General features: G+C 37.7%; 24 protein-coding genes. 8 read left to right on the top strand and 16 right to left on the bottom strand.

All coding sequences use genetic code 11. The features are described from left to right. Nucleotides 1-11 precede the first annotated feature (11 nt). Nucleotides 12-1388, bottom strand: coding sequence for an MFS transporter (locus ACMA47_RS01440; RefSeq protein ID WP_413928368.1), 1377 nt, complete (start codon nt 1386-1388; stop codon nt 12-14). 71 nt (nt 1389-1459) lie between these two features. Here ACMA47_RS01440 and ACMA47_RS01435 point away from each other — a divergent pair, with 71 nt between their 5' ends. The 3 genes from ACMA47_RS01435 (at nt 1460) to ACMA47_RS01425 (ending at nt 3674) form a co-directional block, all read left to right on the top strand. Continuing rightward, a complete protein-coding gene (locus ACMA47_RS01435; RefSeq protein WP_413928367.1) occupies nt 1460-2305 on the top strand; it encodes a helix-turn-helix domain-containing protein in 846 nt (281 codons plus the stop codon). A gap of 113 nt (nt 2306-2418) precedes the next feature. Continuing rightward, the gene (locus ACMA47_RS01430) at nt 2419-2913 is read left to right on the top strand and encodes a MarR family winged helix-turn-helix transcriptional regulator (RefSeq protein ID WP_413928366.1); all 495 of its coding nucleotides are present in this window, start codon (nt 2419-2421) and stop codon (nt 2911-2913) included. Continuing rightward, a complete protein-coding gene (locus ACMA47_RS01425) occupies nt 2910-3674 on the top strand; it encodes a hypothetical protein (protein ID WP_413928365.1) in 765 nt (254 codons plus the stop codon). Before ACMA47_RS01430 ends, ACMA47_RS01425 begins: the two co-directional genes overlap by 4 nt. Before the next feature lie 65 nt (nt 3675-3739). Here the strand turns inward: ACMA47_RS01425 and ACMA47_RS01420 are convergent, their stop codons facing one another. Next, complete coding sequence (locus ACMA47_RS01420; protein ID WP_114821848.1) at nt 3740-3982, bottom strand: hypothetical protein; 243 nt, start codon at nt 3980-3982, stop codon at nt 3740-3742. A 163-nt stretch (nt 3983-4145) separates the two neighbouring features. Here ACMA47_RS01420 and ACMA47_RS01415 point away from each other — a divergent pair, with 163 nt between their 5' ends. The 3 genes from ACMA47_RS01415 (at nt 4146) to ACMA47_RS01405 (ending at nt 6688) form a co-directional block, all read left to right on the top strand. Next, complete coding sequence (locus tag ACMA47_RS01415; protein WP_413928364.1) at nt 4146-4511, top strand: hypothetical protein; 366 nt, start codon at nt 4146-4148, stop codon at nt 4509-4511. Nucleotides 4512-4563: 52 nt separating this feature from the next. Further along, nucleotides 4564-5223 (top strand): hypothetical protein, encoded by a 660-nt coding sequence (locus ACMA47_RS01410; RefSeq protein ID WP_413928363.1) that lies wholly within the window; start codon nt 4564-4566, stop codon nt 5221-5223. Nucleotides 5224-5392: 169 nt separating this feature from the next. Beyond that, complete coding sequence (locus ACMA47_RS01405) at nt 5393-6688, top strand: cryptochrome/photolyase family protein (protein ID WP_413928362.1); 1296 nt, start codon at nt 5393-5395, stop codon at nt 6686-6688. Between the two features lie 98 nt (nt 6689-6786). Here ACMA47_RS01405 and ACMA47_RS01400 read toward each other — a convergent pair whose 3' ends face one another. The 5 genes from ACMA47_RS01400 to ACMA47_RS01380 form a co-directional block, all read right to left on the bottom strand. Then, on the bottom strand, nt 6787-7482 hold the full coding sequence (locus ACMA47_RS01400) for an ABC transporter ATP-binding protein (RefSeq protein WP_413928361.1): 696 nt from the start codon (nt 7480-7482) through the stop codon (nt 6787-6789). Further along, a complete protein-coding gene (locus tag ACMA47_RS01395; protein ID WP_413928360.1) occupies nt 7476-8822 on the bottom strand; it encodes a DUF3526 domain-containing protein in 1347 nt (448 codons plus the stop codon). Before ACMA47_RS01395 ends, ACMA47_RS01400 begins: the two co-directional genes overlap by 7 nt. Then, nucleotides 8823-10268 (bottom strand): ABC transporter permease, encoded by a 1446-nt coding sequence (locus tag ACMA47_RS01390; protein ID WP_413928359.1) that lies wholly within the window; start codon nt 10266-10268, stop codon nt 8823-8825. Between the two features lie 3 nt (nt 10269-10271). Continuing rightward, the gene (locus ACMA47_RS01385) at nt 10272-12524 is read right to left on the bottom strand and encodes a TonB-dependent siderophore receptor (protein WP_413928358.1); all 2253 of its coding nucleotides are present in this window, start codon (nt 12522-12524) and stop codon (nt 10272-10274) included. Between the two features lie 188 nt (nt 12525-12712). Next, nucleotides 12713-13066 (bottom strand): hypothetical protein, encoded by a 354-nt coding sequence (locus ACMA47_RS01380; protein WP_413928357.1) that lies wholly within the window; start codon nt 13064-13066, stop codon nt 12713-12715. 216 nt (nt 13067-13282) lie between these two features. On the opposite strand from ACMA47_RS01380, the gene ACMA47_RS01375 reads away from it, so the two are divergent. Together ACMA47_RS01375 and pelA are read left to right on the top strand one after the other, a co-directional pair. Further along, a complete protein-coding gene (locus ACMA47_RS01375) occupies nt 13283-14470 on the top strand; it encodes a DUF4861 domain-containing protein (protein ID WP_413928356.1) in 1188 nt (395 codons plus the stop codon). A 77-nt stretch (nt 14471-14547) separates the two neighbouring features. After that, complete coding sequence (pelA, locus tag ACMA47_RS01370; protein ID WP_413928355.1) at nt 14548-15567, top strand: pectate lyase; 1020 nt, start codon at nt 14548-14550, stop codon at nt 15565-15567. A gap of 115 nt (nt 15568-15682) precedes the next feature. Here the strand turns inward: pelA and ACMA47_RS01365 are convergent, their stop codons facing one another. From ACMA47_RS01365 to ACMA47_RS01325, 9 genes are all read right to left on the bottom strand, one after another. Beyond that, nucleotides 15683-16789 carry a pectate lyase family protein gene (locus tag ACMA47_RS01365; protein ID WP_413928354.1) on the bottom strand — a complete coding sequence of 369 codons (1107 nt, stop codon included), beginning with the start codon at nt 16787-16789 and terminating at the stop codon, nt 15683-15685. Nucleotides 16790-17201: 412 nt separating this feature from the next. Next, nucleotides 17202-17540 (bottom strand): cupin domain-containing protein, encoded by a 339-nt coding sequence (locus ACMA47_RS01360; protein WP_413928353.1) that lies wholly within the window; start codon nt 17538-17540, stop codon nt 17202-17204. Nucleotides 17541-17584: 44 nt separating this feature from the next. Then, the gene (locus tag ACMA47_RS01355) at nt 17585-18319 is read right to left on the bottom strand and encodes a rhamnogalacturonan acetylesterase (protein WP_413928352.1); all 735 of its coding nucleotides are present in this window, start codon (nt 18317-18319) and stop codon (nt 17585-17587) included. A 241-nt stretch (nt 18320-18560) separates the two neighbouring features. Beyond that, nucleotides 18561-19526, bottom strand: coding sequence for a pectinesterase family protein (locus ACMA47_RS01350; protein WP_413928351.1), 966 nt, complete (start codon nt 19524-19526; stop codon nt 18561-18563). 16 nt (nt 19527-19542) lie between these two features. After that, complete coding sequence (locus ACMA47_RS01345) at nt 19543-20451, bottom strand: alpha/beta hydrolase (protein ID WP_413928350.1); 909 nt, start codon at nt 20449-20451, stop codon at nt 19543-19545. Between the two features lie 227 nt (nt 20452-20678). Beyond that, nucleotides 20679-22346: a glycoside hydrolase family 28 protein gene (locus tag ACMA47_RS01340; RefSeq protein WP_413928349.1), complete on the bottom strand. Its 1668-nt coding sequence runs from the start codon at nt 22344-22346 to the stop codon at nt 20679-20681. A gap of 1 nt (nt 22347) precedes the next feature. Next, nucleotides 22348-23193, bottom strand: coding sequence for a rhamnogalacturonan acetylesterase (locus ACMA47_RS01335; RefSeq protein ID WP_413928348.1), 846 nt, complete (start codon nt 23191-23193; stop codon nt 22348-22350). A 132-nt stretch (nt 23194-23325) separates the two neighbouring features. Then, nucleotides 23326-24969, bottom strand: a complete 1644-nt coding sequence (locus ACMA47_RS01330) for a glycoside hydrolase 43 family protein (RefSeq protein ID WP_413928347.1) — start codon at nt 24967-24969, stop codon at nt 23326-23328. Nucleotides 24970-25026: 57 nt separating this feature from the next. After that, a complete protein-coding gene (locus tag ACMA47_RS01325; RefSeq protein WP_413928346.1) occupies nt 25027-26280 on the bottom strand; it encodes a glycoside hydrolase family 88/105 protein in 1254 nt (417 codons plus the stop codon). Nucleotides 26281-26287: the final 7 nt, after the last annotated feature.

The following is a 26287-nucleotide window of genomic DNA, read 5'->3' as shown; positions in this document are numbered from 1 at the left end:
AAACTTATCTTTCAGTCAATAATTTTCCTTAATCTGTTTCCTGCCCAAAGCCCAGCCAGCTGAAAAATACCTATCATTCCTACAGCGACAGCAAAGGCTTCTGTGAATCCTAAAATTGGGATTAGATTAAAAAACAGCGTACCAATAACAGCTCCTCCGGTGACACTCCCAATTTGAATCCCTATGCTTACCAGCCCTGAAGCCTGCCCAGCTTTATCTTTTGAAACCAGAGAAATAGCCGTCCGCATCATAACAGGCATAATGGTACCATGTCCAAATCCGGCAATAAATAAGGGAATATGAGTGACAAACGAGGGCTTCTGCTGAAAATAAAAAGTAACCGAACTCATCAGAAAACCTGTCATTAATAAACCTAGTCCTAAGTAGATCATTTTGGAGGGTTTTATTTGGACTCTGGAAGTAACCAGTGGGGCCAGAAAAAAAGCAAGCCCATAAGGAATGATGGCAAATCCTGTCTGCATTGAATTTTGATGAAGAAACTGCTGAAGATAATAAGGATAGCAAATAAACAAACCTGCTGTGAAATTATAAAAGAAAATAATGAGCAGACTTAATGCAAAAGGTTTCTGCTGTAATAAAGCCGGATCTATCAGTATCGGGTGATTATTTTGAAGCTGTTTCGTTTCATATTGTAAAAATGAAATTAATACTACAATTCCAAGTATAAGAATTCCGAAAATCCACCACGCCCATCCGAATTTCTGACCGAAAATAAGAGGGCAGATGAGCATGAGTAATGCGAGGATTAATAACAATGCTCCCACAAAATCTATCTCTGTTTGCTCTTTCTTATTACCGTTATCCATCGTAAAATGGATCCCGAGAATGCAGATCACCGTAATAGGTACATTCACAAGAAATACCATTTCCCATGAAAAATGCCCCCAATGTAAGCTTAAAAGAATTCCGCCAAACAATTGCCCGATTACCGAAGCAAGACCAAATACCGAGCTGAAGAGACTGACAGCTTTAGGCTGTTCCTGACTGCTGAAAAGGTCTTTTATCGAAGCCAATACCTGTGGAGCAAGCAATGATGCACCCACTCCCTGAAACAATCTAAAAATAATCAACCAGGTAACATCCGGAGAGAAAGCGCAGGCAAGAGATGAAAACAGGAAAGTGTATAGTCCTGATATGAAAATTTTTTTGCGACCGTAAATATCACCCAACCGCCCGCCACACACAACAAGTGCCGCATAGGTAAGTCCATAAATGGCTATAACCATCTGAAGTTGGTGATCACTGGCATTCAATGCTTTTTTGATGGAAGGCAGAGCCATATTGACAATAAAATAATCCAGTGGTGAAAGAAAAGCACCTGCAATCAAAAAATTGAGTGCCTGCCACCGTTTCGGATGTACGTTCATATTTTTTTATGCAAAATTACCCGCTTTGTGTTCTGCTAAAATTGTACTTTTGGAGGAAAATACAGTGTGTCATGAAAGGATTGCCTCTTGAAGAGATTGATGTAAGAGAATTAGAACTGAAAGAAGAGATTGTATTTAAAACAAACACTTTTCTCTCATTCGTTTATATTGTCAAAGGAAAAGGAACGCTTACTTATGGTGGGCGAAATATTAATTTTTCTCAGGGTAAGCTCTTTATTATTCCACAACATGAGGTCTATCGTTTTGAAAGTGAGTCTGCTCAGCTTATCAGTATTCAATGTCCGGTGGAGTTTATTGATAAAATTCGTCTGGAAGCAGACCGTATTGAAAGTTGTGAAAATTTGTATAAATTACAATATATCAGTCATAATTATCATGCAAGAGCAGGGTGTGTTTTCAGGAATAAAAATGATGAGAACTTTGCAGAAACCATTATTCTGCAGATAGCCAATGAATTCAAAAATAAAGCTGATGATTATTTAATTATCCGCAACTGCATGTCGATCCTTCTGAATCTGATTGCCCGGAATATCATTCAGAGTGAAACTTCAGATCTGCAGGAAAATCGGAAAGCTTTCTCCATCATGAAAATCATCGCTTATATTCAACAACATATTAAAGACCGTGAGAAAACCGGAATTCAGACTATTGCCGATCATTTTGGGATTTCCGGGAATTATTTCGGAGAATATTTTAAACAGCAGACAGGTATTTCTTATCAGGATTATCTGCTGGATTATAGACTAAAACTGGTGGAAACCTATTTAAAATACAGCAGTGTCAGGCTAAGTGAGATTGCTTATGAGCTCCAGTTCAGTGATGAAAGCCATCTTTCCAAACTTTTTAAGAAATACAGAGGAGTAACTCCCGGAGAATACAGGAAAAGTTTTAAATAAATATCTTTTTAGGAGAGGGCTTTTTACTAAGTTAAAATTTAATTCCAAAAAATACAAAGTCAACTATATAGTTGACTTTGTATTTTTATATATTTACAGCAAATATATTTCAGATGGATTTTGACTTTATTAAAGAACTAGGATATAAAGCGTTGGATAGCAGATTGAAGAGAATCAGTGACCGGATGTCTCATGATGTGAGGAAATTTTATAAAGAATTTGGAATTGATGTGGAACCTAATTGGTATCTGGTTTTTATGCTGTTGCAAAAAAAGGGTGAAGTTTCTATTACCGATATTGCGGAGCCGTTGGGATATTCGCATCCTTCAGTGGTGGTTATTGTTAAAAAAATGAATGAAAGCGGTTATCTCATCATCAAAAAAGATAATGTGGATAAACGGAAACAGATCATTTCATTATCTCCCAAAGCTATTGAAATGCTTCCTCAGCTCGAGCAGATCTGGGACAGTTGTGAAAAAGCAATTTTGAAGGTATTATCAGAAGATCTGTCGATTTTCACGTATCTGGATCATATTGATCAGGAATTAAAAAATGAATCTTTTCACCACAGGTTTAAACAGGAATATTTAAAATCAATTCAATCATGAAAGCATTAATTTTCATTACAGCATTTCTTTTTTCTACGAATCTGATTTCGGCAACAGAAACGAAAATCATGATCAGAGCCAAAGCAAGAGATGCGAAGTTTATTGGAACTTCATTGGGTGGAGCTCATATTATCATCAGAAACAAGCTTAATCAAAGGATTCTGGCAGAAGGAAATACTACCGGAAGCACCGGAAATACAGATCTGATCATGAAAACACCTAAAATCAGAGGAAACTCCATTGCAGACGAACAGACAGGAGGTTTTATGGCTGCCATAGATATTGATGAACCTACATTTGTGAATATAGAAGTGGTTTCTCCTTTGAACAGCAAGCAGGCGCAGGCAGTGGTAAGTACAGAGTTATGGCTGATTCCCGGGAAACATATTCTGGGGGAAGGAATAATCCTTGAAATTCCTGGGTATATTATTGATATTCTGAAACCAAGGACCCATCAGTATATTGCCCTGAAAAGTATTAAAGATAAACCTTTCCTGTTTCAGGCAAATATTGTGATGATGTGCGGATGTGTCATTGATAAAGGAGGCGTATGGAATTCTGATGAAATAGAAGTGAAGGGAATTTTGAAGAAAGATGGAAAATTGGTGAAGAATATTGATATGTCTTTAGTTTCAACCAATCTTTTTGAAGGAAATCACACAATCAATTCTCCAGGAAATTATGAACTTGTTCTGTATGCTTATCATGAAAAAACCGGAAATACAGGTGTAGATAAGGTAAATTATGTAGTTTTTGAATAAACGAAACTCAATATATTGGAATGAAAAGAGACTTTTGAAAAGTCTCTTTTTTTATTCAGAACCAATTATAAAACCTGAAGTTCTTTAAATACTTCTATAATGGCTTCAATAAGTCCTTTGTCTATATTTTTTTCCGCAGCAGCATCCGGAAGGAGAGCCCGTAAATCACCGTGATCATCACGTTCAATAACGACTTCAGTTCCATCTACGTCTACATACAGTTTATACCCATAAGAGAATGTAGCCAGCTTTCCATTGAAAAGCAGTTCTTGACCCTTATACATTACCGGTACTTCAAATTCTTCCATTGCTGAGTTCTATTCATTTAAAAATCGGGACAAATGTCGGAAAATTATTAGAATTATTTGAAGAATTGAACTGTTTGTAGAAATTTATTATGATCAAATATGTGGTTTTTCCCCATTATTACATTGATATATTTAATTATACTTGTAGTTTCAATTAAAAACAATGAAAAAACTAATAACCACAATTCTACTTCCCTTAGGCATAGCCAGTCTATCGGGACAAAGTAAAAACAGTTCTAAGGAAATCGAATTTAAATTCAAAGACCCTAAAAACACGGCATGTTTTGTATGTATGCATGTTTTTAATAAATCCAAACCGATCTTATATGTGACCCATGATTCAGATGGATACTGGCAGTTTCTATGTGGTGAAGATCATCATAGCGAAGATAATATCAAAGTTATTTCTTTACTGCAGGCGGTTACTTTGGATGCTACCATTAATGATTTGTATAAAATGCCATTGAATACCGGAGCAGAAAGAAAGAAAATAAACGAAAAATGGGTACCGTTTAACATCAGCGAGTAACCGTTTTAACTCATTCACCAGGATGAAAATTAAAAAATAACCAACTGCACTCATGAATACAGAAGAATTTTCACGTTTACTCTTATTTCAGAATTATGAAGAAGTAGAAACTGTTTTACAACAGGGCTTTGACCCTAACACTCTTTTAGAACAGGATAAGCCTGGTATGGAATGGAGTTCTTACGCGGATGACTATAAAATGATGTATATATTATGGAAATATGGTGGTCAACCTACCACACCCTGGGCAGAGGAAATTATTAATAAGTTTGAAAAAGGGGAAAGCTATATTGAAGTAGAGCAATTTTATTCAAAAGAAAGAAATGATGTAGGTAATATAGAGGATTATAAGGATTTTACCCATGAATTTTCTGTGCAAAAATTTGAATTCCAAACCGGAATAATCCGTCTTCAGGAAGAATCTTTGTATAAAATTTTCATTCCTGTCTCGAAATTTGTTCTTGATAACAGTATTGTAGACACCGCTATAGAACTTGACTTTGTTCCACTGCCGGAACCACTATATGCTTACATCGGAAAATCTGTTGTGTTTCCTGTAAATCCGGAAGAAGGGTATGCAGATGGCTCTGTCTATGTAAGAAGTAGTCATAATCCTGTAGATCTCACCAGATTGAGTTTTCTAAATGCTGAAGATGGAATGTTGATGGTTGAGGCATCTATAAAATTTGATTTTGAGTACGAAGATATTTGATTTGAAAACGAAGAACTTGTCATAAGAGTTGCTCTTGAAATTTGCTGAGGAATACTTTAATCATTTAGGACATTTCATTACTCCATCCAACGTTACAATATCTTTGAAACTGTTTGTGATAATGCAGTTATTTTTTGTATAAAATAAGATAAACAAATTATCTTTGAGTATGAAAAATACAATCACCCTTTTCTGGTTCAGACGTGATTTGAGGTTGGAGGATAATATCGGACTTCATTATGCACTCCAGTCTGATGCTCCGGTAATCCCCATTTTTATATTTGATACTGATATTCTGGGAAAGCTGGAAGATAAAGAAGACCGCAGGGTTGATTATATCTATCAGGCCTTGAGGGATATCAATGCTTCATTAAAAAAATACCACTCAAAAGTCAATACCTATTATGGTAAGCCCATAGAAATATTCAGAAAACTATCTGAAGAGTATACTATTGAAGGTGTTTTTTGTAACAGAGATTATGAACCTCAGGCGATTGAGAGAGATAAGGAAGTCTATTATTTTTTTAAGGAAAAGAATATTCCTTTTAAAGCTTATAAAGATCAGGTGATTTTTGATAAAGACCAGATTATTAAAAAAGACGGTTCTCCTTATACCGTTTACACCCCTTTTGCCAAGAAATGGCAGGAAGCGTTAACACCCGAACATTATCAATCTGTTAAATTAAATTTTAAAAACCTTTTTCCACAGAAATATTCTGAGATTCTGACTTTAAAGGAAATCGGTTTCAAAAAAACGGATTTTGATTTTAAAAAGCCGGTTCTGAAGGCTTCTATTATAGATAACTATGATCAGTTTCGTGATTATCCAGCGCTGCAACATACCACACAGCTCGGCATTGCTTTACGCTTTGGAACCATCAGCATCAGGAAATGTGTGGCTTTTGCATTGAAACATAATGCGGTATGGCTTTCGGAGCTGATCTGGCGTGAGTTTTTTATGCAGATTTTATATCATTTTCCTCAGGTGGTTCATCAGTCTTTCAAAAAACAATATGATAATATCCACTGGCGGAATAATGAAGAGGAGTTTAAACACTGGTGCGAAGGAACGACAGGGTATCCAATCGTAGATGCCGGAATGAGAGAACTGAATCAGACGGGTTGTATGCATAATCGGGTAAGAATGATTGTGGCGAGTTTCTTATGTAAACATCTGCTGATCGACTGGCGTTGGGGAGAAGCTTATTTTGCCTTAAAACTCAACGACTACGATCTGTCTGCAAACAATGGAAACTGGCAGTGGGCAGCAGGAAGCGGCTGTGATGCGGCTCCTTATTTCAGAGTTTTTAATCCAACGGCTCAGACAGAAAAATTTGATAAAGATTTACTGTACATCAAAAAATGGCTTCCGGAATGGAATACGCCAGCATATCCTTCTCCCATCGTAGAACATACCTTTGCCCGTGAAAGAGCTTTATCAGAGTATAAAAAAGCATTGACATAAATAATGTGATATGAAAAATGCCCGGTAACGAAAACGTCACCGGGCATCAACCAATTGATATTTAATATGAAAAGTTACTTGCTAAAGTAACAGGATCATCAGATTGTTTTCAGATACAGCTCCTGTAATTCCTGTGCTGTAAATGCTTTGGAAGGTAAATTCTGTACCAGTTCTCCCTGTTTCATAATGCCAATATTGGTGGCTACACTCACCGCGTTGAAGATGTCATGAGTCGCCATTAAAACCGTTCTTCCTTCTTTACCCAGCTGACGTACAATTTCTGTAAACTCTGCTGTAGCTATGGGATCCAGCCCGCTGGTAGGCTCATCCAGGAGAAGTACTTTCGCATCTTTAGCCAATGCAATGGCAATTCCTACTTTTTGTCGCATCCCTTTGGAATATCCTCCCAAAGCTTTGTTATGCGCTATTTCCTGTAATCCTGTGCGTTTGAGTAATGCAGCCAGTTCATCTTTCTGATAATCAAACCCTGCAATTTTAGAGAAGAAATCGAGGTTTTCTATTCCTGTAAGGTTAGGATATAAAAGAACGGTTTCAGGAATATAAGCCAGATGCTTTTTTATCTTTTGTGGTTCTTCTTTTACCGAAATATCATTAATGAAAGCATCTCCGGAAGTCGCTTTAATAAGTCCCAGAAGAATATTAATCGTTGTACTTTTTCCAGCTCCGTTTTGTCCGAGCAGCGCAAAAATTTCTCCTTTTTTTACTTCCAGATTAAGAGAATGAAGGGCGGTGAAATCGTTGTATTTTTTATGTAGGTTGACTGTTTTTAACATAGTTTTCTGTATTTGTATTGTGAAAGGATGATGAACAAAGCAATGAAGATGAGGTATGGCAGAAGGATCTTTATCCATTGTATATGTTCGGAGAATTTAAAAGCCTGTATGGTTTGCTGCGCCCAGTTGATAGATTCTGCATTCTTGCCCGAGAAAATAAGAGGGTAGAAGAACAGTTTTTTTTTCTCATGGAATTTCTTGAGGGAGGAAGCATACTGCAAATGATTCTGCATATCAGATTTTGCCAGATGACTTTCTACAAGCTGAGTATGAAGATTCGGAAGGAGATATCCTAAATAGTTTGCAGCCTGATTTCGTTTCTGCATTTTTTCCGTGTATTGTTCTGAAGATTTTGCAGATTCAAGATCTCCCATATGCTGCATGGCATAATACCAGGTCCATGTGAAGGTATCATTTTCTTCTACTTTAAAATTGCTGTATTGTGGATAGGCTTTGTAAAACTTTTCCATAGTGGGGTGTTTGGCCTCATCCCATTTGTTGTGATAGCCCTCTCTCTGTTCCATTACGGCTTTAAGAGATTCATGAACCGGATAGATCTTTTGTATCAGAATATTACTGCTCATAGGAATAATAAAATTGATCCCCACCCATACAATCAAAAGGATTAATGCATTCTGAGCTGATGATTTACGGAAAGAAACAATCCATCTGCACAAAGCAAACCAGAACAGAATATACAGCCATCCACTGATCAGAAAAGCAATATAGGAAGAGTCTAAAGGTATTTTTATCCAGATCGAAGCGATGATAATTAATGCAAGATAAACAGCTGTCACCGCCAAAAGACGGATGAACATCTTTTGATCCAGAAGCTTTTGCAAATTACCACTCTGTACGGAAAGTAGTTTCCACGTTCCTCTTTCTTCTTCCTCTGAAATCAGATTATAACAGAATGCTACAATCACCAGTGGAAAAAGGAAAACAATAACAAAACTGAAATCAAAATTTCCAACCGCTGCATTGGCAGGATTATAAAAATCAGCATTGTAGCGTTGTTCCTCCAGGTTTCGGATGGTTACTCCCTGAATAGATGGATTCAGGTCACGCATTCCGATATTTAAAGCAGCCAGTTTGGGTGTTTCATTCACCAGATTGAATTTAATATAATAAAGAACCAGCCCCAGATCATCTTTGTGAAATTTTGTATTCCTTTCTATACTTTCTTTTTGAAATGCTCCGCTTTTGGAGATAATATCTTCGTTCCTGTCTAAAAATTTTTTTCCTGTATAAATGGCCATCAGTCCGGCTATCAATAAAAACAGCAGTGCAATGATATAGGCTTTGTTACGGTAAAATTGGGTATATAAATAACGATTCATTTAGATTAATTTTAATTTTCTTCCACTTATTTCGATCGCAATAACGCAGATAACCATCCATAGAACTAATGCAGCAGCAGGTATTGGCTGTTGTTTCAGGTTATCCAGAACGGAAGTATACCGGTACTGAAAATCCGGGAACTTTTCCCAGTTGTGTTTGTCGATGACAGCGGGCGGCCCGCCGTTTTCCGGTTTAATATTGCTGATCTGCTCAATCTGCAAATCATTTAAATGCTGAGCCATCTGATAGCGATATTCTTCTGCCTGCTTCTGAAACTGGTTATAGGAGAAGAAATCTGTGCCTGTAGCAATCATGGAAAAGTTTTTAATAGCAATCGCAGGATTGATCAACCCTGAAAAATCTGTCAGATCTTGCTGTTTGTTGTATATGGTCTGCAATTCCTTTTGATGTCTGATGTAAATCTGTGAACTTATTTTCTCTCCTTCCTTCATGACAAATCCACCGTAGTTGAAAGGAAGTTCATTGGTTGTTTTCACTTGATACTTTGTCAGTAATGAATCTTTAATTTTTTTAAAATGCGGATCATCAGGATTATGACTGTCACCGGATTTTAAAATATCTTTTTCAAGAGTAGTTTCGAAAGCAATCCGGGATGGCGCAGGATATAAATTCTGTGCTGCAAACTGAATTCCTTTAGGCAAAACAATAATAAAAAGAAGCCAGAAACCAATAAGGCTGATCAACGCTGATGAGGTATTTTTACTATTTGCAGAAACTACTACGGTCAACGTACAGATAAAAAAGTAATAGATCATATAAGCAGGTAACAGAAATGATAATCGTAATACAATATCCGCTGTATTGGTAGTCTCAGACATAAATGCAGCCATGAAAACAATAGGAATAACCGGAATCAGGAAACATAAAGAAAACAGCCAGAGTCCCAGTATTTTACCCCAGATAATATCTCTTCCGGAAGTTCCCTGCACACTGATGATCTTTAAAGTGGCATTCTCACGTTCCTGAACAATTAATCCAAATCCCAGAAAAAGAATAATCAATGGCACAATACTCTGCAGAATAAAGGCACTGCTAAATGCTCCAAATCGGACCAAAGTTCCGGAACTTCCTGCTTCCGAAAGGTTGGCGGTATTCTGTTTATGGGCCTCCAGAAATATGACATTTCCTAAATAATCATCCAGTCCGTTGTCAAAAATATTTAAGGGATGCCCGATTCTGAAAACCAGATAGCCATAATGAGCCATACGGTGTGGATGTTTATCTGGTCTGTGCTCCCAGCTTTCTCTGACTTCTTTCCGGTATTCTTTTATTTTCGAAAAAGAGTCTGTGTATTTTGTATATCCTATACCAATACTCAGCATACAGAACAGGAGTACGGCAATAGTGGTGAGCAGATTTTGTTTTCCTTTAAACAAATCCTGCCAGGTTTTTCTTACCATCAGTTGTAAGTTTGAAATAGCCATAGTTTAAAATTTATAAGTAGCAGTTAGTAAATAATTTCTTGGAGTTCCCGGAAATAACCTTAAATAGTTCTGAGCCCCGATCCAGTAGACTTTGTTGGTGATATTATTCAGATTAAAAGAAAGCTGAACAGATTTTGCCGGTGTGTAATATAAAGCAGCATCTATTGTCGTATAGGCAGGAAGTTCAAAACTCCTTGTGAACCACGGAACTTTAGAACTCTGATAAAGCATTCCGGCACCAATTCCAAAGTCTTTTAGGAATTCAATAGTTGAAAAATTGTAACGAGTCCAGATATTCACCGAATTTTTAGAAGTGTTTTCTTTCCTTTTTCCTACAAGATCACGGTTGGTGTCATCCAGTATTTTAGCATCAATATAGCTGTAGCCTCCGTAAATATGCCATTGAGGAAGAATATGTCCGGAAAACTCAGCTTCAAATCCCCGGCTTCGGTCTGCACCACGCTGTACAATCTCATCAGGTTCTGAAGGATTATTGGCATTGATTAAAATATTTTTCTGGTTAATCTCATACACCGCAAGATTAAGAGAAATTCTTCCAAAAAGCTGTGCTTTGATTCCCAATTCTTTAAGATCAGAAGTTAAAGGTTTGAATCTTGCTGCAGATCCTGTAAGACCGGAGGTATTGGGCATCAACGTTACCGTATTGGATTGAGGCTGATATCCTGTTAAATAAGTTCCATACACATTGATATGATCCGTTACACTATAAGTAATACCGAATCTGTAAAGAAGTTTGTTGTTGGTAAAAGAGGTCGCATTGTTTTCTTTAAAATTGGTGATATCCTGAAACCATTCCTGACGGATTCCCGATAAGATTTTAAACTTTTTCCAGGTAAAAAGATGCTGGATATAAGCTGCATGCGTTGTGGTAAGAGCAGAAGGTAATGGCGTGATCACATTAAGCGTATTAAAATCCACACCCTGATAATTTGCAGCTCCCGGATTCAGATCAAATGGAGTAACATTCGGTTTAGGAATAATCGTTCCGTTATAATTAACCGTTTGATATTCCGAAGCTTTTGTGGGATTGTAAGAAGAAGCTACAGAACCGTACTTCAAAAGAAAACCTCTTGCGGCATTCTGTTGCCCGCCTTTACGTTTTTCCCAGATCTGACTGTCATAGCCTATCAAAGCCTGATGCTGCACAGCCCCGGTTTTGAATTTAAAATTAAAATAAGCATTAATGTTGTCCGTGGCCCAGTTTTGCTTTCTTTGTACAAACTGCATCATGGCAAGGCTGGAAACCGGTTTGTTATCCATATCAGGCACAAAAGAGTTGGTTGTTCTGTGCTCCTGCAGGTTTTCTCTCCAATATTGCTTCATATAGGAAGCATTGAAACTGATGGATTGGTTAAAATGATGGGCAACCGTTCCCATTATTATGAGTTCTCTGGTTTTAAAAAAATCATCCGGAGCCCCTAAATTCAGACTTCTTGGAGTACTGTATAAATCTGTTTTTCCTGCCACTGCCCCGAAAATCGGCTGTCCTCTGTCAAGGTTTCCATAGAGATCATTAAAAATCATTTCCACATTCACGGATGTTTTTTCATTCGGAACAAAGGTGATGGAAGGAGAGATCAGGATACCACTGTTTTTAACATGATCCCTGAATGAATGAGCATTCTGATACGCTCCGTTAAAACGATAAAGTAAAGTTTTACTCTTATTTAAAGGACCTGTAAGATCTGTAGTGACACGATAGGTATCAAAACTTCCTCCTGATAAACTGATTTCGTGACGTGGATTTGACAATGGTTTCTTCGTGACCATATTAATTGTTCCTCCAGGATCTACGCTGGACATGGTAATGCTTGCCGGACCTTTGAAAACCTCTACACGTTCGATATTGGAAGTCATCGGCTGTAGAAAATAATATTGCCTTGTCCGCATTCCATTGATGATCTGACCTTCCTCATTCTGGCTGATCCCACGGATGTTGGATTGGTTATAGTAGCTGGAAGGAGAAACTCCGTTCACATTTTTCATGACATCTCCAAGCTGGAAAGCCTGACGGTCGGTGATCAGTTCCTTGGTAACGGTGTTGAGTGTTAAGGGTAGATCTTTGTTTTTCATCGCAACCTTAGTGGCGGCAAAGGAGTAGTCGGAAGTGTAATCTTTAGATTTTCTTCCGATGACCTCAACAGTTTGAACCACTGTAGATAATGAATCTTCAGAACGGGATTGGGCACAAAGAAATGATGATGCAGTGATGAAACTTACGCTGAAAAGTTTCATAGAATTTGGGGAAATACAATGAATTATTCCCGAATAATTAAAATTACTGGTAGTCATGAACAGGGATGTACGGGCAGTGAATGTGCCCATTAATAAAAGGATATCCTTGCTGGTGTGAAGACACAGGTATCCACGGAATTACAGTACAGACTAAAAAATCTGTAAACGAAATATTAGGGCAGCATAAATTACGCTACCGCAGAAAATAGGGATGGGGGAGCTCTGGAACTGAAAAAGTCCAGAAGACAACGATAAGAAATGGCTTTCGGTTGTGGCATCTCGTTATCATTAGTAGTGTCGATAGCAAAATCCAAATTTAAAGGTTCAGGGAGAAGAATATTGGTCATATGCATATGAAGCGCACACTGACATTCGTCGTCCTGAGAAAAAGTAGGAATTTTCTCTTCTTTTGAACCTTTTTTATAGATCACTTTACTTTTGGCGTGTCTGGCATGATCAAGACATGTCGTTACTCCGCTGACATTTGAAACAAATATCAGAAGTAAAGAAAAAACAAAAAAGACTCTGAGAAATTTTTGCATAATAGAAAAACAAATGTACAATTTAATTTGATAAAAATTGAATGATGAATAAAAAGTAGCAGATATTTTTAGCTTTTACTTGAAATCAACAGATTGAAATTTGTTATATGGAGTATGGTTGTTCATATGGATTTAATCTTAAAAATTTAAATGAACTTCAGTGATATATTAGCAAATTATTTATATTTTTGATCGATTAACTAATTGATTAAATTTATGTTGATATCAAAAACTGCCTTTCGGGGCTTAAGTTGTGCAATCGGTTGCATTGCTTTCGGATTTTTATCTGCTCAAAATATTGTTCAGGTTACAAATCCTTCGGAGTTTGCCAGAAATGAAGTGGTAGCCGTTCCCAAAACTTTATTGAAATCATTTTTAAGGAAGCATACTGAAAAAGACCTTAGAATAAAAGATGCAAAAGGAAACTGGATTCCCATTCAATGGATTGATTATGATGGGGGTGGAAAGGGGGAAGAATTACTTTTTCAGGCGAATATTGATGCAGGAAAAACAAATACTTATACTATTGTAGCAGACGGAAAAGCTCAGATTCCGGTAAGCAGGATTTCTACTTATTCCAGATTGGTTCCTGAAAGAGTAGATGATTATGCCTGGGAAAACGACAAGATTGCCTTCAGAGTGTATGGTCCGAAAGGCCAGCAGGAAGCTTTGCAGGGAATAAAAAGCAGTACCCTTTCAAGCGGTGTAGACATCTGGCTGAAAAGAACGGATCAGCCTGTGATCAACAAATGGTATAAAGGTTATCTTACAGATCCTATGTATTATCATAAAGATACAAGAGGTGAGGGATACGATCCATATCATGTAGGAAACAGCCGTGGAACGGGCGGAATCGGAATATGGGAAAATGAAAAACTTCAGACCTCCCAAAACTTTATATCATCCAAAACAATCGCCGAAGGTCCTTTAAGAACTGTTTTTGAACTTACTTACCAACCATGGAGCGAATATGGAGTGAAAGAAACCAAAAGAATTTCTTTAGATCTGGGTTCCAACTTCTCAAAATTTGAATCCACTTTTGAAACGAAAAAGCCCATTCCGAATTTTACTGTCGGAATTACTCTGCATAAAAATGAAGGAAAAACTCAACTGAATGATAAAAGCGGATACTATCTTCACTGGGAAAAAATAGATGATGCATTTGTAGGAGAAGGAATTGTAATAAATCCCAGAATTGTTGAAAAATCACTTGCCTTCACCTCTGAAATTCCAGATGAAAGTAATCTGTATGTTGTGACCAAACCTTCAAAAGTCTTAACCTATTATGCTGGATTTGCGTGGCAGAAAAGCGGACAGGTTCAGACACAGAAAGATTGGGAGAATTTGCTTGAAAAACAGTCGGAAATCATTGCGAAACCTTTGGTGGTGAAAGTTATTAAGTGAGAGGGTTTGAGGGTTTGAGAGTTGTAGGGTGGAAGTGTTTTAGAGTAAAATGCTCAATTTAATTTTAAATAATAAAAATGAATCTAAAAATATACACATTGGCATTAGGGATATTAGCGGTTAACTGTTCATCCCAGGTGAAAGATACATTAGCGGAGAAAATGCTGATGTATCAGCTTCCTAATGGTGGCTGGGGAAAACAGCTTCAGGATAAATCGGTGGTTAATTATAATCTGCCGATTGATAAAGCTCTTTTAAAAAAGATAAAATCAACAGGTGATGATCACGCTACGATTGATAACAATGCTACTTCAAGGGAAATCAATGCGTTGATTAAAGCATATTCAACAACCAAAAATCCGGATTATTTAAAAGCAGCGGAAAAAGGAATCAGTTACCTCATTCTTATGCAGTATGAAAACGGAGGTTTCCCTCAGTATTACCCTAATTCGGGGCTCTACAGAAAGCAGGTGACCTATAATGATAATGCGATGATCAACGCTTTGACGGTTCTTTATAACGCAGCGGAAGGAAAGAATAATTTTGATGTGGTTTCCTCATCATTAAAAGAAAAATCAAAAGTTGCCGTACAAAAAGGAATTAGGTGTATTTTAAAAACGCAGGTTCTGCAGAAAGGAATTCCATCCATTTGGGCAGATCAATATCATGAGATTACACTGCAGCCGGATAAGGCAAGAGCTTTCGAACCCATTTCATTAGCCACCGGAGAATCGGTAGGAATTATAAGGTTTTTAATGATGCAGCCGGTGACTCCTGAGATTGAGAAATCAATCAAAGTTGCCATACAATGGTTCAGACAGAATAAAATAGAAGGGTATAGCTACAATGTGACCAAACAGAATGGAAAAGCGATAAGAGTATTGGCTGAAGATAAAAATTCCGTGATCTGGGCAAGGTTTTATGATATTCATACCAATAAACCTTTGTTTGGAGACCGTGACGGAAGTGTAAAATATAACTACAATGAAGTCTCAGAAGAAAGAAGAAACGGTTACAGCTGGTTTGGTGATTTTGCAGAAAAGCTTTTAGCCAAGGAATACCCGAAATGGCTTGAGAAAAATAAATTAAGTGAATAATTGATCTTTAACAGGAGCGGGTTTCGGCCCGCTTATTTTTTTTCAAATAAAAAAAGAGCATCTCATTTCTGAGACGCCCTCTTCCTTTTATGACTACTAATACTGAAGTCTTGTGTTAAAACTGATCACAAACATTACCTCCTAAAGTAGCTCCTGCATTAGCTGTTACATCTGCCTTTACATCTGCTACATTAAGTTTTGTGATACTGTATGGCGGAGTGAATGCTGTTCCGCTTCCTGCTGTATTTCCGGTAACATTGATGAAACTGCTTCCGGATTGGGTTACCGCTGTAAGTCCACTCATCAGGTTGATAGGCTCTTTTACATTTTCAAAAACATTTCTTTCTACCAGAATATTGGCCTGAACTCCAGCTGCAATACATTTATTGCTTACAGAACTGTTGAAATAACTGTTCAGGATATGGATTTTACCAAATCGTACTCTTGGCATACGCTCTCTGCATCCAGGTGCCCACCAGCATCTGACAAAAGTTACATTCAGTTTTCCTGCATCAGCAGTGGCACCATCACTGGATCCGATAAGGTTGGAGAATCTGTGATCATCCGTTCCTCCTGAGCCTCCAGGTTTGGGAGCTTTCAGATAATGGAATTTCGTATAGGAAACGGTAACATAGTCGGATTTATTCTTGATGTCAAAATTTCCGTCAACGCCATCTCTGAATTCACAGTGATCTATCCATACGTTTCGGCAGTCATCCAGAATGGCATTATCCCAACCATCGGTGTCATAAGCTCCCGGACCTTCAAAAATCAGATTCCGGATAATGATATTGTTACATCTTTTAATATTGATAATACCTGATCCGTCTTTAGTCTGATCTGTAGAAACCAGCTTCGCTCCGGCTGTTCCGTAGATTGTTTTTCCTGTTTGATCCTGAAGAGATAAACGGGTAGTGATGGTAATGGTTCCGGTTACTTTGATCACTTTTACAGCAGTATTTTCAATGGCTGCTTTTAACTGAGCATAGGTTGATACTGTTGTTTCTGCTGCTGTTCCGCCACCGGTAGTTCCACCGTTTTGAGATGCCCATCCCGGTGCTACGCAATTGGCCAGAGGAACAATCTTTTGTGATAAAGAGTTTTTAATATTGAGTTCGCTTTGTGCCAGATCATTGTTGATTTCTTCCTGACCACATCCGGTTAAGGCAAAAGCAGAGCTTAGAGCGGCTGTTAATAAGGCCGCCTTGAACGTTGTTTTCATAGTTTATATTTTGTGATTTGTTCTTGGTGTAAAATTATAGTATTAATATTAAAGTATTTTATATTTTAATATATTAATATTTATATAATTATAATATTAAATATTTTGTTTGATCAATCGGTTGCATTTTATATTTTTTTAAAAATTTATTTGTTGTTTTAGATTGGTCACTAAAAATGGTAGTATTTTATATTTTTAATGCTTGGTTCTTTGTTGGATTATCGCAATGGCGCAAGGTTTTGTATGCATTATACTCTTTAAGATCTAAGAACATTTGACTTTGCTCGACATGAGATTTCCAGCAAAGGATGTAGTTTACAATTTTATCGGAGATAAAATCTTTGCGTCTTAAAAACGGATGGTATTTCAAAAAAAAACTTAGCGCCTTTGCGTTTTTCCAACATTCTTTTAATTAAATGATAAAATCCTCCCGAAAAGGTGTAAATGAATCAATGAGTTTTCCCTCTTCAAGACACTTTACTCCATGAAAAATATTGGGCTGTGCAAAAAATCCATCTCCCTCCTTTAAAACTTTTGTTTCACCATCTACGGTAACTTCAAACTTTCCGGAAGCGACATACGTGATCTGAGAATGAAAATGTTGATGCAAAGCTCCTATAGCATCTTTCTCAAACCTTACAATAACCATCATCACCTGGGAATTATATCCAATAAACTGTCTGGAAATCCCATTTCCTACATCTTCCCATGCAGTATGCCCATCGAAGAAAGGTTCTTTTCTGAAATCCATTTTATCTTTTTTTAATTACAATTTTGTACGATCTGCAATCCGTTTTATTTTATATACTTCTCCAAACCCGTTTTCAAGCCTTTCAAAGAAGTAGCTGCCAGTTTTGCAATAGATTCTGCTCCCAGCTTTGATAAATGGGTATCATCATCTTTTCCTTCCGGATAAAAAGGGTCGTCTCCCTTTTTATAATGCAGATGCAGTTTCTTTGAGTTTTCCGGTCCGTAAGAAACTTCAAGCTGTTCTGATAAAAGCTGTAGGTCAACAAAAGGTACTTTAAGATCATTGGCAACCATTCTTACCACCAGAGGATATTCTTTATGGGTATCCACCAAAACACCTTTTTCGTTAAAATTCCTTCTCACAATTGACGTCATAAGGATGGGAATAGCCCCTTTAGCTCTTGCTTCGTTTACATATCTTTCAAGATTGGTTCTGTACTGGGTGTATGGATTGGTAAAACGGGCAGAGTCATTCACTTTCTGATCATTGTGTCCGAATTGAATGATGACAAAATCTCCTTTCTTAAGTTGGTTCAAAACTTTATTCCATCGGCCTTCCGTTCTGAAACTTTTGGAGCTTCTTCCGTTGGTGGCATGATTCTGAACGGATATTCCTGTTGTCAAAAGGGATGGAAGCATCTGTCCCCATCCATGCTCTGGATTCTTATCCGGATTTTCTTTATTGGCCATGGTAGAATCACCGATGAGGAATAACGTAGGTTGCTGTGCATAGCTGAGGATGGAGATGAAAATGATGAGAAGGGTAAGTTTTTTATTCATTTTTATTTTGCTTATTATAATTCTTTTGTCTTTCAAACCGAGGATTCACATTGTTGAGCAAAAAGGTTGGGGAAGCGCAAAGGCGCAAGTTTTTTTCAAAGTTTATGTTATAAGGCGCAAGGATTTTATCTCCGATAAAATTGGTAGCAACATACCTTGCTGAAAATCTCAGATTTTCTTGCGTCTTAAAAGAGTATGATGCTAACAAAACCTTGCGTCTTTGCGATTATCCAACAGTTATCTAATTAGGGTTCCAGTTGTCAAAGATTTTCTCTAAGGTGTAATTTTTAAGGTCCTTTGCTGTCAGTTGATGTGACCAGCTCACCCGTTTTGAAGGATTTCCCCCTTCGCTTTTACTTCCGTATTCTGCGTAGTAAGCTGTTTTTTCTTTGTCGGGAAACATTTTGTCTCCTTTCCAGGGATTCCAGCCTTCGGGAAGAATATGTTTTCCCATTTCCGTATTGATGAAAACCGTTTTAGCATAAGGTCTCCACGGTCTTCCGAGATATACTTTAGACACCTCATCTTTAGCAATAAGCTTGCAATCGAAAAAGACAAATCCATATTTTCTGTCCATTTCTGTGGCAGCGGCAGTGATGTAAGAATCGGCTAGACTTTTAATCGTACAATTTTTAAAAACAGCAGTGGCCTGTCCGAAAATAAAATCGGTCGTTCCTTCTATATAACAGTTTTCAAAATACTGTCTGCTATGGTTGGAAGCGGAATAAAGAGTGTCCTGACAGCCAAGGATATCAGAATTCTTAATCACGAAACGATCTCCTTCTACGTGAAGCGAAACCGCCTGGCCTTCGTTGCATGAGCTGTTTTGAATGGTTAGATTGCTGATCTTAATATCATCACCCATTACCAGAAGAGTATACGAGTTAAAAGTCGTCATCTTTTCATGAAAGGCATCTGGTTTTCCTGAGAAATCATTGTTGGTAATTATCGTATTGCTCTTATTTTCCCCTTCCAGCGTGATTTTATGCTTTGAAGAGGGAATAATCACTTTCTCATGATAGATTCCTGTTTTGATTTTGATTAAAGCTTCTGCCGGACCAAGATCTCTTACAGAGTTGATTGCTTTTTGAATGGTGGTAAAATCTCCACTTCCGTCCTGAGCCACTGTAAGGGTGATGTAAGGTTTGCTCTGTCCCCATAGAAACTGAACTATTGGCAAAAACAGAATTACAAATAATTTTTTCATAAGCTCCGGTTAAAAACTATTTCAACACTTTATTTAAAAAATCAACAGTATAGTTCAATGTTTCGGTGAACCATGGCTCTGCAGACCAGAATGAATGTGGAGAATCTTTTATTTCATGAAATGCAGTAGGAATGTTGTACGCCTTTAATTTTTTCATCATATCGTCTCTTCCGGCATGAAATCTGGGTTGAGAACTGTTGATAAAAAGAGTAGGCGGTGTATTTTTGTCCACATATTCCAGCGGTGAAGCTTCTGTCCAGTTTTTTAGGTTGGTATTCCTGTCTCCATCCAGCCAATAGGAAGCGTAAGTACTTTCCTCTGCATCAGGATGAATGAAGGATACAATTCCATCAATATTGATGATCGCTTTGATATTATTTTTCTTTTGTACGCCAATCAGAGTGGCCATCTGAGCTCCTGCAGATTCGCCCAAAACGGCTATTTTCTTTTTATTTAAAAAATATTTTTTGTGATGAGTCTGCAACCATTGAATAGCGTTTTCTATGTCTTCAATTCCGGCCGGATATTTTGCGGCATCCGCAAGACGATAACCTACAGCAATCACTACAAATCCTTTTGAAGCTAATTCCATAGCCATATATTTCTCATTTTCCTTGCTTCCGGAAATCCATCCGCCACCATGAACCATTGCAATTCCTGCATGCTTTTTTGAATCATCAATAGGGTAGTATACATCGGCTTTTAATGATGTACCATTTATATTTTTGTATTCAATATCCCTGTCTATGCTGATATTTGGAGGAACCGGGCGATCAATAGAGGTAATGAAAGGATATTTCTTCTTTAACTTTTCAAAAGTTCCTTCATTGGTGTAAGGAGAAGCATTCGGTCTGCTTACCTGCCCGAATGCCATCGTCCCTACGAAGAAAATAGAAATATAAGTATGTCTTTTATTAAAAATCATTTTGTTAGATTTTTACATTGAAACCATTAAGAATTTTTAAGCCATTAAGATGCATGAAGCGTTGGAATACGCAAAGGCGCAAAGTTTTTATCCTTTATTTTGTTTATAAGTCGCAAGAAAATCAAAGATTTTCAGCAAAATGAGAGGCTTCCAATTTTATCGAAGATAAAATCTTTGCGTCTTAAAAGCACTGTTCATTTAATCTTTTGCATCTTTGCGATAATCAACTATTTTACTGAGTTCTTAGTTACATCCGTTCCTATGGAAACAGTACTCTTATCAGATAGCATATCTTTTGGTACAGCTACAGCTCCGGTTTTGTTTCCTAAGATTTTGATATAGGGTTTTACCGGTGATTCAAATTTCACGGTAGACAGGTTGATGTTTTTACTGTTATAAACCGTTGCTCCCGTTCCTTCCGTGTATTTCAGGGTTACGTTCTTTAACTGGATTCCATCTGCATCTACAATAGTCAATGCCTTTTTGGTATCGAATTTTGAATCTTCAATCACAATATTTTTAAGGTTCATTTCGGCAAGGCCAAATAGGGTGATAGCTTCGTAAGAGTTGACTGCATTGATGTTTTTAAAGAATATATTTCTGAAAACCGGAGTTTCTTCCGTTACCGGATATACTTTTTCAGGGGATTTGTTTCCTTCCTGTTTCTGTCCGTCTTCTAAAACCGGGGAAGAACCTTCGTAAAACATATTAAAACCGATCGTCTGTGTCGGAATATTAATCATATCAATATTTTTGATGTAAATATTCTCAACAATTCCACCTCTTCCACGGGTCGTTTTGAAACGAAGTCCGATATCTGTTCCGATAAAAGTACAGTCGGAAACATGAATATTTCTGGCACCTCCGGACATTTCGCTTCCTACAACAAATCCTCCATGACCGTGATAGACGATATTGTTTTTGATAATGACATTTTCTGTAGGCATTCCTCTTTTTCTGCCGTCTTCATTTTTCCCTGATTTAATACAGATCGCATCGTCGCCCACGTCAAAAGTATTGTCGTAGATCAGTACATTTTTACAGGATTCAAGATCTACACCATCCCCATTTTGAGAGAACCATGGATTTCTTACGGTAAGGTTTCTTAAAATCAGATTGGAACACATCAGAGGGTGAAGATTCCACGCCGGGGAATTCTGGAAGGTAGGACCATCTAACAATACTTTGTCACAACCCACCAGACTCACCATTACCGGACGCAGAAAGTCTTTTACCGTGTTCAGTTCGTCTTTGGATATTTTATCAGGAACATTGAAGCTTGAGCTGCTTTCAAAACCTTTTTTATAGCTTTCTGAAGGATACCATGTTTTGCCGTCAGAAGATAATATTCCACCGGATTTGATGATTTCTTTCCATTCCGACTCTGCCACTTTACTTTTTTTGATGGCTCTCCAGGCATCTCCGCTTCCATCAATGACTCCTTTGCCTGTGATGGCAATATTGGTTGCATTTTTTGCTGAAATAGGCGATTGGCAACGCGTAGTATTTAATCCTTCAAAACTTACATCTACCAATGGGTAATCATTTTTATCTTTGCTGAAAATAATGAAAGCGCCTTCTTCTATATGAAGGTTGATATTACTTTTCAGTTCAATAGGCCCAGTGAGCCACATTCCTCTAGGGACAACCAGTTTTCCACCTCCTTTTTTGCTAAGGTCATCAATGGCTTTTTTGAATGCCTGTGTATTTTTTACATTTCCCCCTGAAACTCCACCAAATTGAGTGATGGAAACGGTATTGGCCGGAAAAGATGCTTCCACAACATGAGGCATTGTAAACTCAATGTTTTTATAAATATCCAGATTCTGAGCATAGGCATGCCCGGAAAACATCATTGCTACTGCTAAGCTGATTATGGTAAGTGACTTCTTCATGTTATTTTTTTTGAGTTTTAATTATATTCTTAAATTCCTGATACACCAGTGAAGCGACTATTTTTGCCCCCTCAGGCTGAAAATGGGTATTGTCTTTCTGTCCTTTAGGATAAGCCTCGTAAGTATTTTCCGGAAGATTCATAAAATAATGACTGGTGGTAAAATCCTGTCCCTTTTTAGTAAAATACTCCATGGATAGTTTGTTTAAATCAATATAAGGAACGTTCATTTCTTTAGCGATATCAGTGGGAGCCTGCCAGTATTCACCATGTACATTTTCAAGCTTTCCGTCTTTCCAGGGATAATTTCTTGCTACGGGAGTTACTATAACTGGATTTCCGCCTTTTTGTTTGGTCTGGGTGACAAATAATCTTAAAAATTCTTTATACCCCTGAATATTCACATAACGCTCAGGATGCTTTTCTGAACCGTCATTGTGCCCAAACTGCATGATCACATAATCATTAGGCTGAAGATGTTCATACACATACCGCCATCTTCCTTCCTGAAAAAAAGTTCGTGTACTTCTTCCGCCATGAGCCCTGTCAATAACAACTACGGAATCTGTGTTGATAGCTGGTTTCAGAGTTTCAATGCTGTCTTTTGTAAAGAAAGGCTGAAATACCTGCCCCCAACCTGTGATGGGATAGCGTACTTTCATATACTCTTTCCCTGGATCATAATCTCCGGTGTAATCGGCCATCGTAGAGTCTCCGATAAGATAGATATGGGTTACTTTTTTATTCTGTTTCGATATCGTTTTTTTTGCACTATCCTGCGACTGGCATGCTGATAACAATATTACACTGAATAAAAATGAAACGGTTTTGTATAAGCTTTTTTTCATTACTTTTTTATTGGATTTCCAACATGATTTTATTTTTACTCTCTCGCAGATTGTGCTGATTTTGCAGATGATTGCGTATCAATTTATCATTAAAATCTGCGTTATCAGTATTATCTGCGAGCGTTTTCCATTTTATTTCTTAGTAATCCTGAACCATTCAAAATCTGCATATCCTCCACGAGGTGCTTTTGTTATACTGATGCTGTACAAACCTACTTTTGCTCCAATCCATTTTCCGGGTTTTGCCTGAAAAATCTCACCGGCTTTGATAAAATTTTTGCCATTTTCACTGTAGCTGAATTGACATAAGCCATTAGGTTCATTTACATTGACTTTTAAATAGACTTCGTTGCTTTTTAATGGGGCTTCAAACAGTATTTTTTCTTCCCCGCCTTTGTCCGCTTTTTCGGCTTTTCTGAGTTGGAGATAATAACCGTCAGGTTTGTTGGTGATCACTAATGATGCATGATCTAATCCCATGATTAATAATCCGGCAGTTTTTCCTTCTTTGGCATCTTCCGGAGTCAGCTTCACCTTAGTGGAGGCTGCAAAATTCGGAGCTGGAAATTTTTGGGTTAAGAGATTGGGGACATTCCAGAGATTTTTTTCACCTTCCGGAACTTTTATAGAGAAGAGCCTTAAAAATTTTTGTCCGGGAAGTTTGGATGACCATACAATATTTTCATTGGCACTCCATTGCCATTGCAGTCCTAATTTTTCACCATCAAATTCATCGGTTTCAGGAGGCGTTGAAGCAGGGTAGTACTGTCCAACATCAGGCTTTTTATAGGTTGAAACAGGTTCACCAATTCCGTTTTTATTATAATCTATTCCCATTACCGGCCAGTCTTTTTCCCATTTCATCGGCTGCAGGTGAATGATTCTTCCTCCGGCATCCACATCCTGAAAATGATAAAACCAATCTTCACCGGAAGGAGTATCTACCCATGCTCCCTGATGAGGTCCATTAATGGCTGTTGAGCCTTGTTCCAATACTATTTTTTCTTCATAAGGGCCATACATATTCTTTGATCTCAATACCAACTGCCATCCTGTAGCTACACCGCCAGCAGGAGCAAAAATGTAATAGTAGCCGTTTCTTTTATATAGTTTAGGGCCTTCAACAGTAGGATGAGCATCATGGCCGTCAAAAACATGAACGCCTTTATCCAGAACTTTTGTCCCTTCAGGATTCATTTTATTGAGTGTTAAAATACTTTTTACTCCTGCACGGCTTCCCGCCCAACCATGAATAAGATAGGCGTTTCCGTCTTCATCCCAGAACGGACAGGAATCTATTAATCCTTTTCCTTCCATTACTAAGACCGGTTTTTCCCAGGTTCCCAACGGATCTTTGGTTTTCACCATGTAAATTCCAAAATCCGGATCTCCCCAATAAATATAAAATTCTCCTTTGTGAAATCTTATGCTTGGCGCCCAGACTCCATCACCTCTTTTTGGAGTAGAGAAGTGTTCCAGAGGAAGGATATCCTGAATGGCGTAATTAACCAGTTTCCAATTGATCATATCTTTAGAATGCAGGATAGGAAGTCCCGGAGTTTCATTGAAACTGGATGCCGTCATATAATAATCGCTGCCCACGCGGATAACGTCCGGATCAGAGTAGTCTGCATATAAAACAGGGTTTCTGTAGCTTTTTCCCTGATCAGCAGTCCAGACTTCGGAAACATAATTTTTTTCCTGTGCCTGAAGATAGGTTGAAGCCACTGAACACGCTGTAATCGCAATGATATTTACAATACTTTTTGTCTTCATAGAATCAATTAAACATTAAAGTTATCTTGACAAGGATGAGGAGTTCTCAATCTTTTTTTATTTTTCAAATTCTAAACTTGCCAGGATAAAAGGACCTGTTCCTTTCGGATCATTGGAACGGACTTCTTCATTCACGTAATATTCATAAGAACCGCTTCTGTAAGGTGTTCCGCCTAGTCCGGCTACTGCACAGCATTTATTTAAGCTTACTATGCCATTTTCATCTACTGTGATTAGGTTTTTGATAATTCCTTCATAGCCTTTTTTTGCGTAAGCTTTATAGGATTGGGGTAAATATCCTTTGTTTACAGATTTTATCATGGTGTACACAAACATCGAAGAACCAGTAGCTTCCAGATAGTTTCCTTTCTCTCCGCCTTTATCCAGTACCTGATACCAAAGTCCTGTTTGGGAATCCTGTACTTTGATGACAGCATCACAGTACGATTTTAAATAGGAAAGTAATTTTGCTCTTCCGGGGTGATTCTGAGGTAAATAGTCCAAAACATCTACCATCGCCATTCCGTACCAGCCCATTGCTCTCGACCAGAAATTGGGTGAAAGTCCTGTTTCTTTGTCGGCCCATTGCTGTTGACGGCTTTCGTCCCAGGCATGATAGAGTAACCCTGTTTTTTTGTCTAAAAGATGCTTTTGAATCAGGTCAAACTGGTTGATGATATCATTATAGGCTTTTTCAGCATCTTCTCCTTTTGAAAAATAGTGAGTGTAGTGTACATAAAAGGGTTCGCCCATGTATAAGCCGTCCAGCCACATCTGGTTGGGATAAATTTTCTTGTGCCAGAATCCGCCTTCTGAAGTTCTTGGCTGACCGTCAATCTGAGAGCGCAGGGTTTGTAAAGCTCTTAAATATTTATCTTTCTTCTCTTGCTGGTAAAGGTAAAGAAGGACATTTCCACAATTCAGCATGTCAATATTGTATTTGGAAAGATCGTAAGAAACAATGCTTCCATCTTCTTTTACCATGGTATCACCGAAGGTTGTGATATACTGATAATATTCTTTGTTCCCGGTTTTTTCATATAATCTTTCTGCGCCTTCCAGAACAATTGCTGTTGGATAGCTCCATTTCGGGGCTTTGTTATAATCCAGCATCCAGGCTTGCGGAAATCTTTTTATTTCAGAAAGGAGCATCCTTTGAGACCATGGAAGCTTAGCCGAAATTTTTCCGTTGGCTTCCGTTTGTATGTCTGATGAAGTATTTTGCAATGGCTTTTGTGCACAGGAAAAAAAGAATCCGGAACAGGCAGCGGCCACAGTGTAGATTTTAATAGTGTTGTTGATAAAGTTCATAATGTTA

It is taken from the genome of Chryseobacterium sp. T20, assembly GCF_047345655.1.
Classification (GTDB): domain Bacteria; phylum Bacteroidota; class Bacteroidia; order Flavobacteriales; family Weeksellaceae; genus Chryseobacterium.
The sequence above is the reverse complement of the archived record's forward strand: the minus strand, read 5'-3'. Positions and strand labels throughout refer to the sequence as shown.

What these genes read in the sequence shown, in the direction of transcription:
- ACMA47_RS01400 (WP_413928361.1), bottom strand. Translation starts at nt 7,482, where the DNA reads ATGTTAAAAACAGTCAACCTACATAAAAAATACAACGATTTCACCGCC.
- ACMA47_RS01330 (WP_413928347.1), bottom strand. Translation starts at nt 24,969, where the DNA reads ATGAAGACAAAAAGTATTGTAAATATCATTGCGATTACAGCGTGTTCA.
- ACMA47_RS01420 (WP_114821848.1), bottom strand. Translation starts at nt 3,982, where the DNA reads ATGGAAGAATTTGAAGTACCGGTAATGTATAAGGGTCAAGAACTGCTT.
- ACMA47_RS01425 (WP_413928365.1), top strand. Translation starts at nt 2,910, where the DNA reads ATGAAAGCATTAATTTTCATTACAGCATTTCTTTTTTCTACGAATCTG.
- ACMA47_RS01360 (WP_413928353.1), bottom strand. Translation starts at nt 17,540, where the DNA reads ATGGATTTCAGAAAAGAACCTTTCTTCGATGGGCATACTGCATGGGAA.
- ACMA47_RS01410 (WP_413928363.1), top strand. Translation starts at nt 4,564, where the DNA reads ATGAATACAGAAGAATTTTCACGTTTACTCTTATTTCAGAATTATGAA.
- ACMA47_RS01385 (WP_413928358.1), bottom strand. Translation starts at nt 12,524, where the DNA reads ATGAAACTTTTCAGCGTAAGTTTCATCACTGCATCATCATTTCTTTGT.
- ACMA47_RS01395 (WP_413928360.1), bottom strand. Translation starts at nt 8,822, where the DNA reads ATGAATCGTTATTTATATACCCAATTTTACCGTAACAAAGCCTATATC.
- ACMA47_RS01415 (WP_413928364.1), top strand. Translation starts at nt 4,146, where the DNA reads ATGAAAAAACTAATAACCACAATTCTACTTCCCTTAGGCATAGCCAGT.
- ACMA47_RS01325 (WP_413928346.1), bottom strand. Translation starts at nt 26,280, where the DNA reads ATGAACTTTATCAACAACACTATTAAAATCTACACTGTGGCCGCTGCC.
- ACMA47_RS01365 (WP_413928354.1), bottom strand. Translation starts at nt 16,789, where the DNA reads ATGAAAACAACGTTCAAGGCGGCCTTATTAACAGCCGCTCTAAGCTCT.
- ACMA47_RS01375 (WP_413928356.1), top strand. Translation starts at nt 13,283, where the DNA reads ATGTTGATATCAAAAACTGCCTTTCGGGGCTTAAGTTGTGCAATCGGT.
- ACMA47_RS01350 (WP_413928351.1), bottom strand. Translation starts at nt 19,526, where the DNA reads ATGAAAAAATTATTTGTAATTCTGTTTTTGCCAATAGTTCAGTTTCTA.
- ACMA47_RS01440 (WP_413928368.1), bottom strand. Translation starts at nt 1,388, where the DNA reads ATGAACGTACATCCGAAACGGTGGCAGGCACTCAATTTTTTGATTGCA.
- ACMA47_RS01345 (WP_413928350.1), bottom strand. Translation starts at nt 20,451, where the DNA reads ATGATTTTTAATAAAAGACATACTTATATTTCTATTTTCTTCGTAGGG.
- ACMA47_RS01390 (WP_413928359.1), bottom strand. Translation starts at nt 10,268, where the DNA reads ATGGCTATTTCAAACTTACAACTGATGGTAAGAAAAACCTGGCAGGAT.
- pelA (WP_413928355.1), top strand. Translation starts at nt 14,548, where the DNA reads ATGAATCTAAAAATATACACATTGGCATTAGGGATATTAGCGGTTAAC.
- ACMA47_RS01380 (WP_413928357.1), bottom strand. Translation starts at nt 13,066, where the DNA reads ATGCAAAAATTTCTCAGAGTCTTTTTTGTTTTTTCTTTACTTCTGATA.
- ACMA47_RS01430 (WP_413928366.1), top strand. Translation starts at nt 2,419, where the DNA reads ATGGATTTTGACTTTATTAAAGAACTAGGATATAAAGCGTTGGATAGC.
- ACMA47_RS01355 (WP_413928352.1), bottom strand. Translation starts at nt 18,319, where the DNA reads ATGAATAAAAAACTTACCCTTCTCATCATTTTCATCTCCATCCTCAGC.
- ACMA47_RS01405 (WP_413928362.1), top strand. Translation starts at nt 5,393, where the DNA reads ATGAAAAATACAATCACCCTTTTCTGGTTCAGACGTGATTTGAGGTTG.
- ACMA47_RS01435 (WP_413928367.1), top strand. Translation starts at nt 1,460, where the DNA reads ATGAAAGGATTGCCTCTTGAAGAGATTGATGTAAGAGAATTAGAACTG.
- ACMA47_RS01340 (WP_413928349.1), bottom strand. Translation starts at nt 22,346, where the DNA reads ATGAAGAAGTCACTTACCATAATCAGCTTAGCAGTAGCAATGATGTTT.
- ACMA47_RS01335 (WP_413928348.1), bottom strand. Translation starts at nt 23,193, where the DNA reads ATGAAAAAAAGCTTATACAAAACCGTTTCATTTTTATTCAGTGTAATA.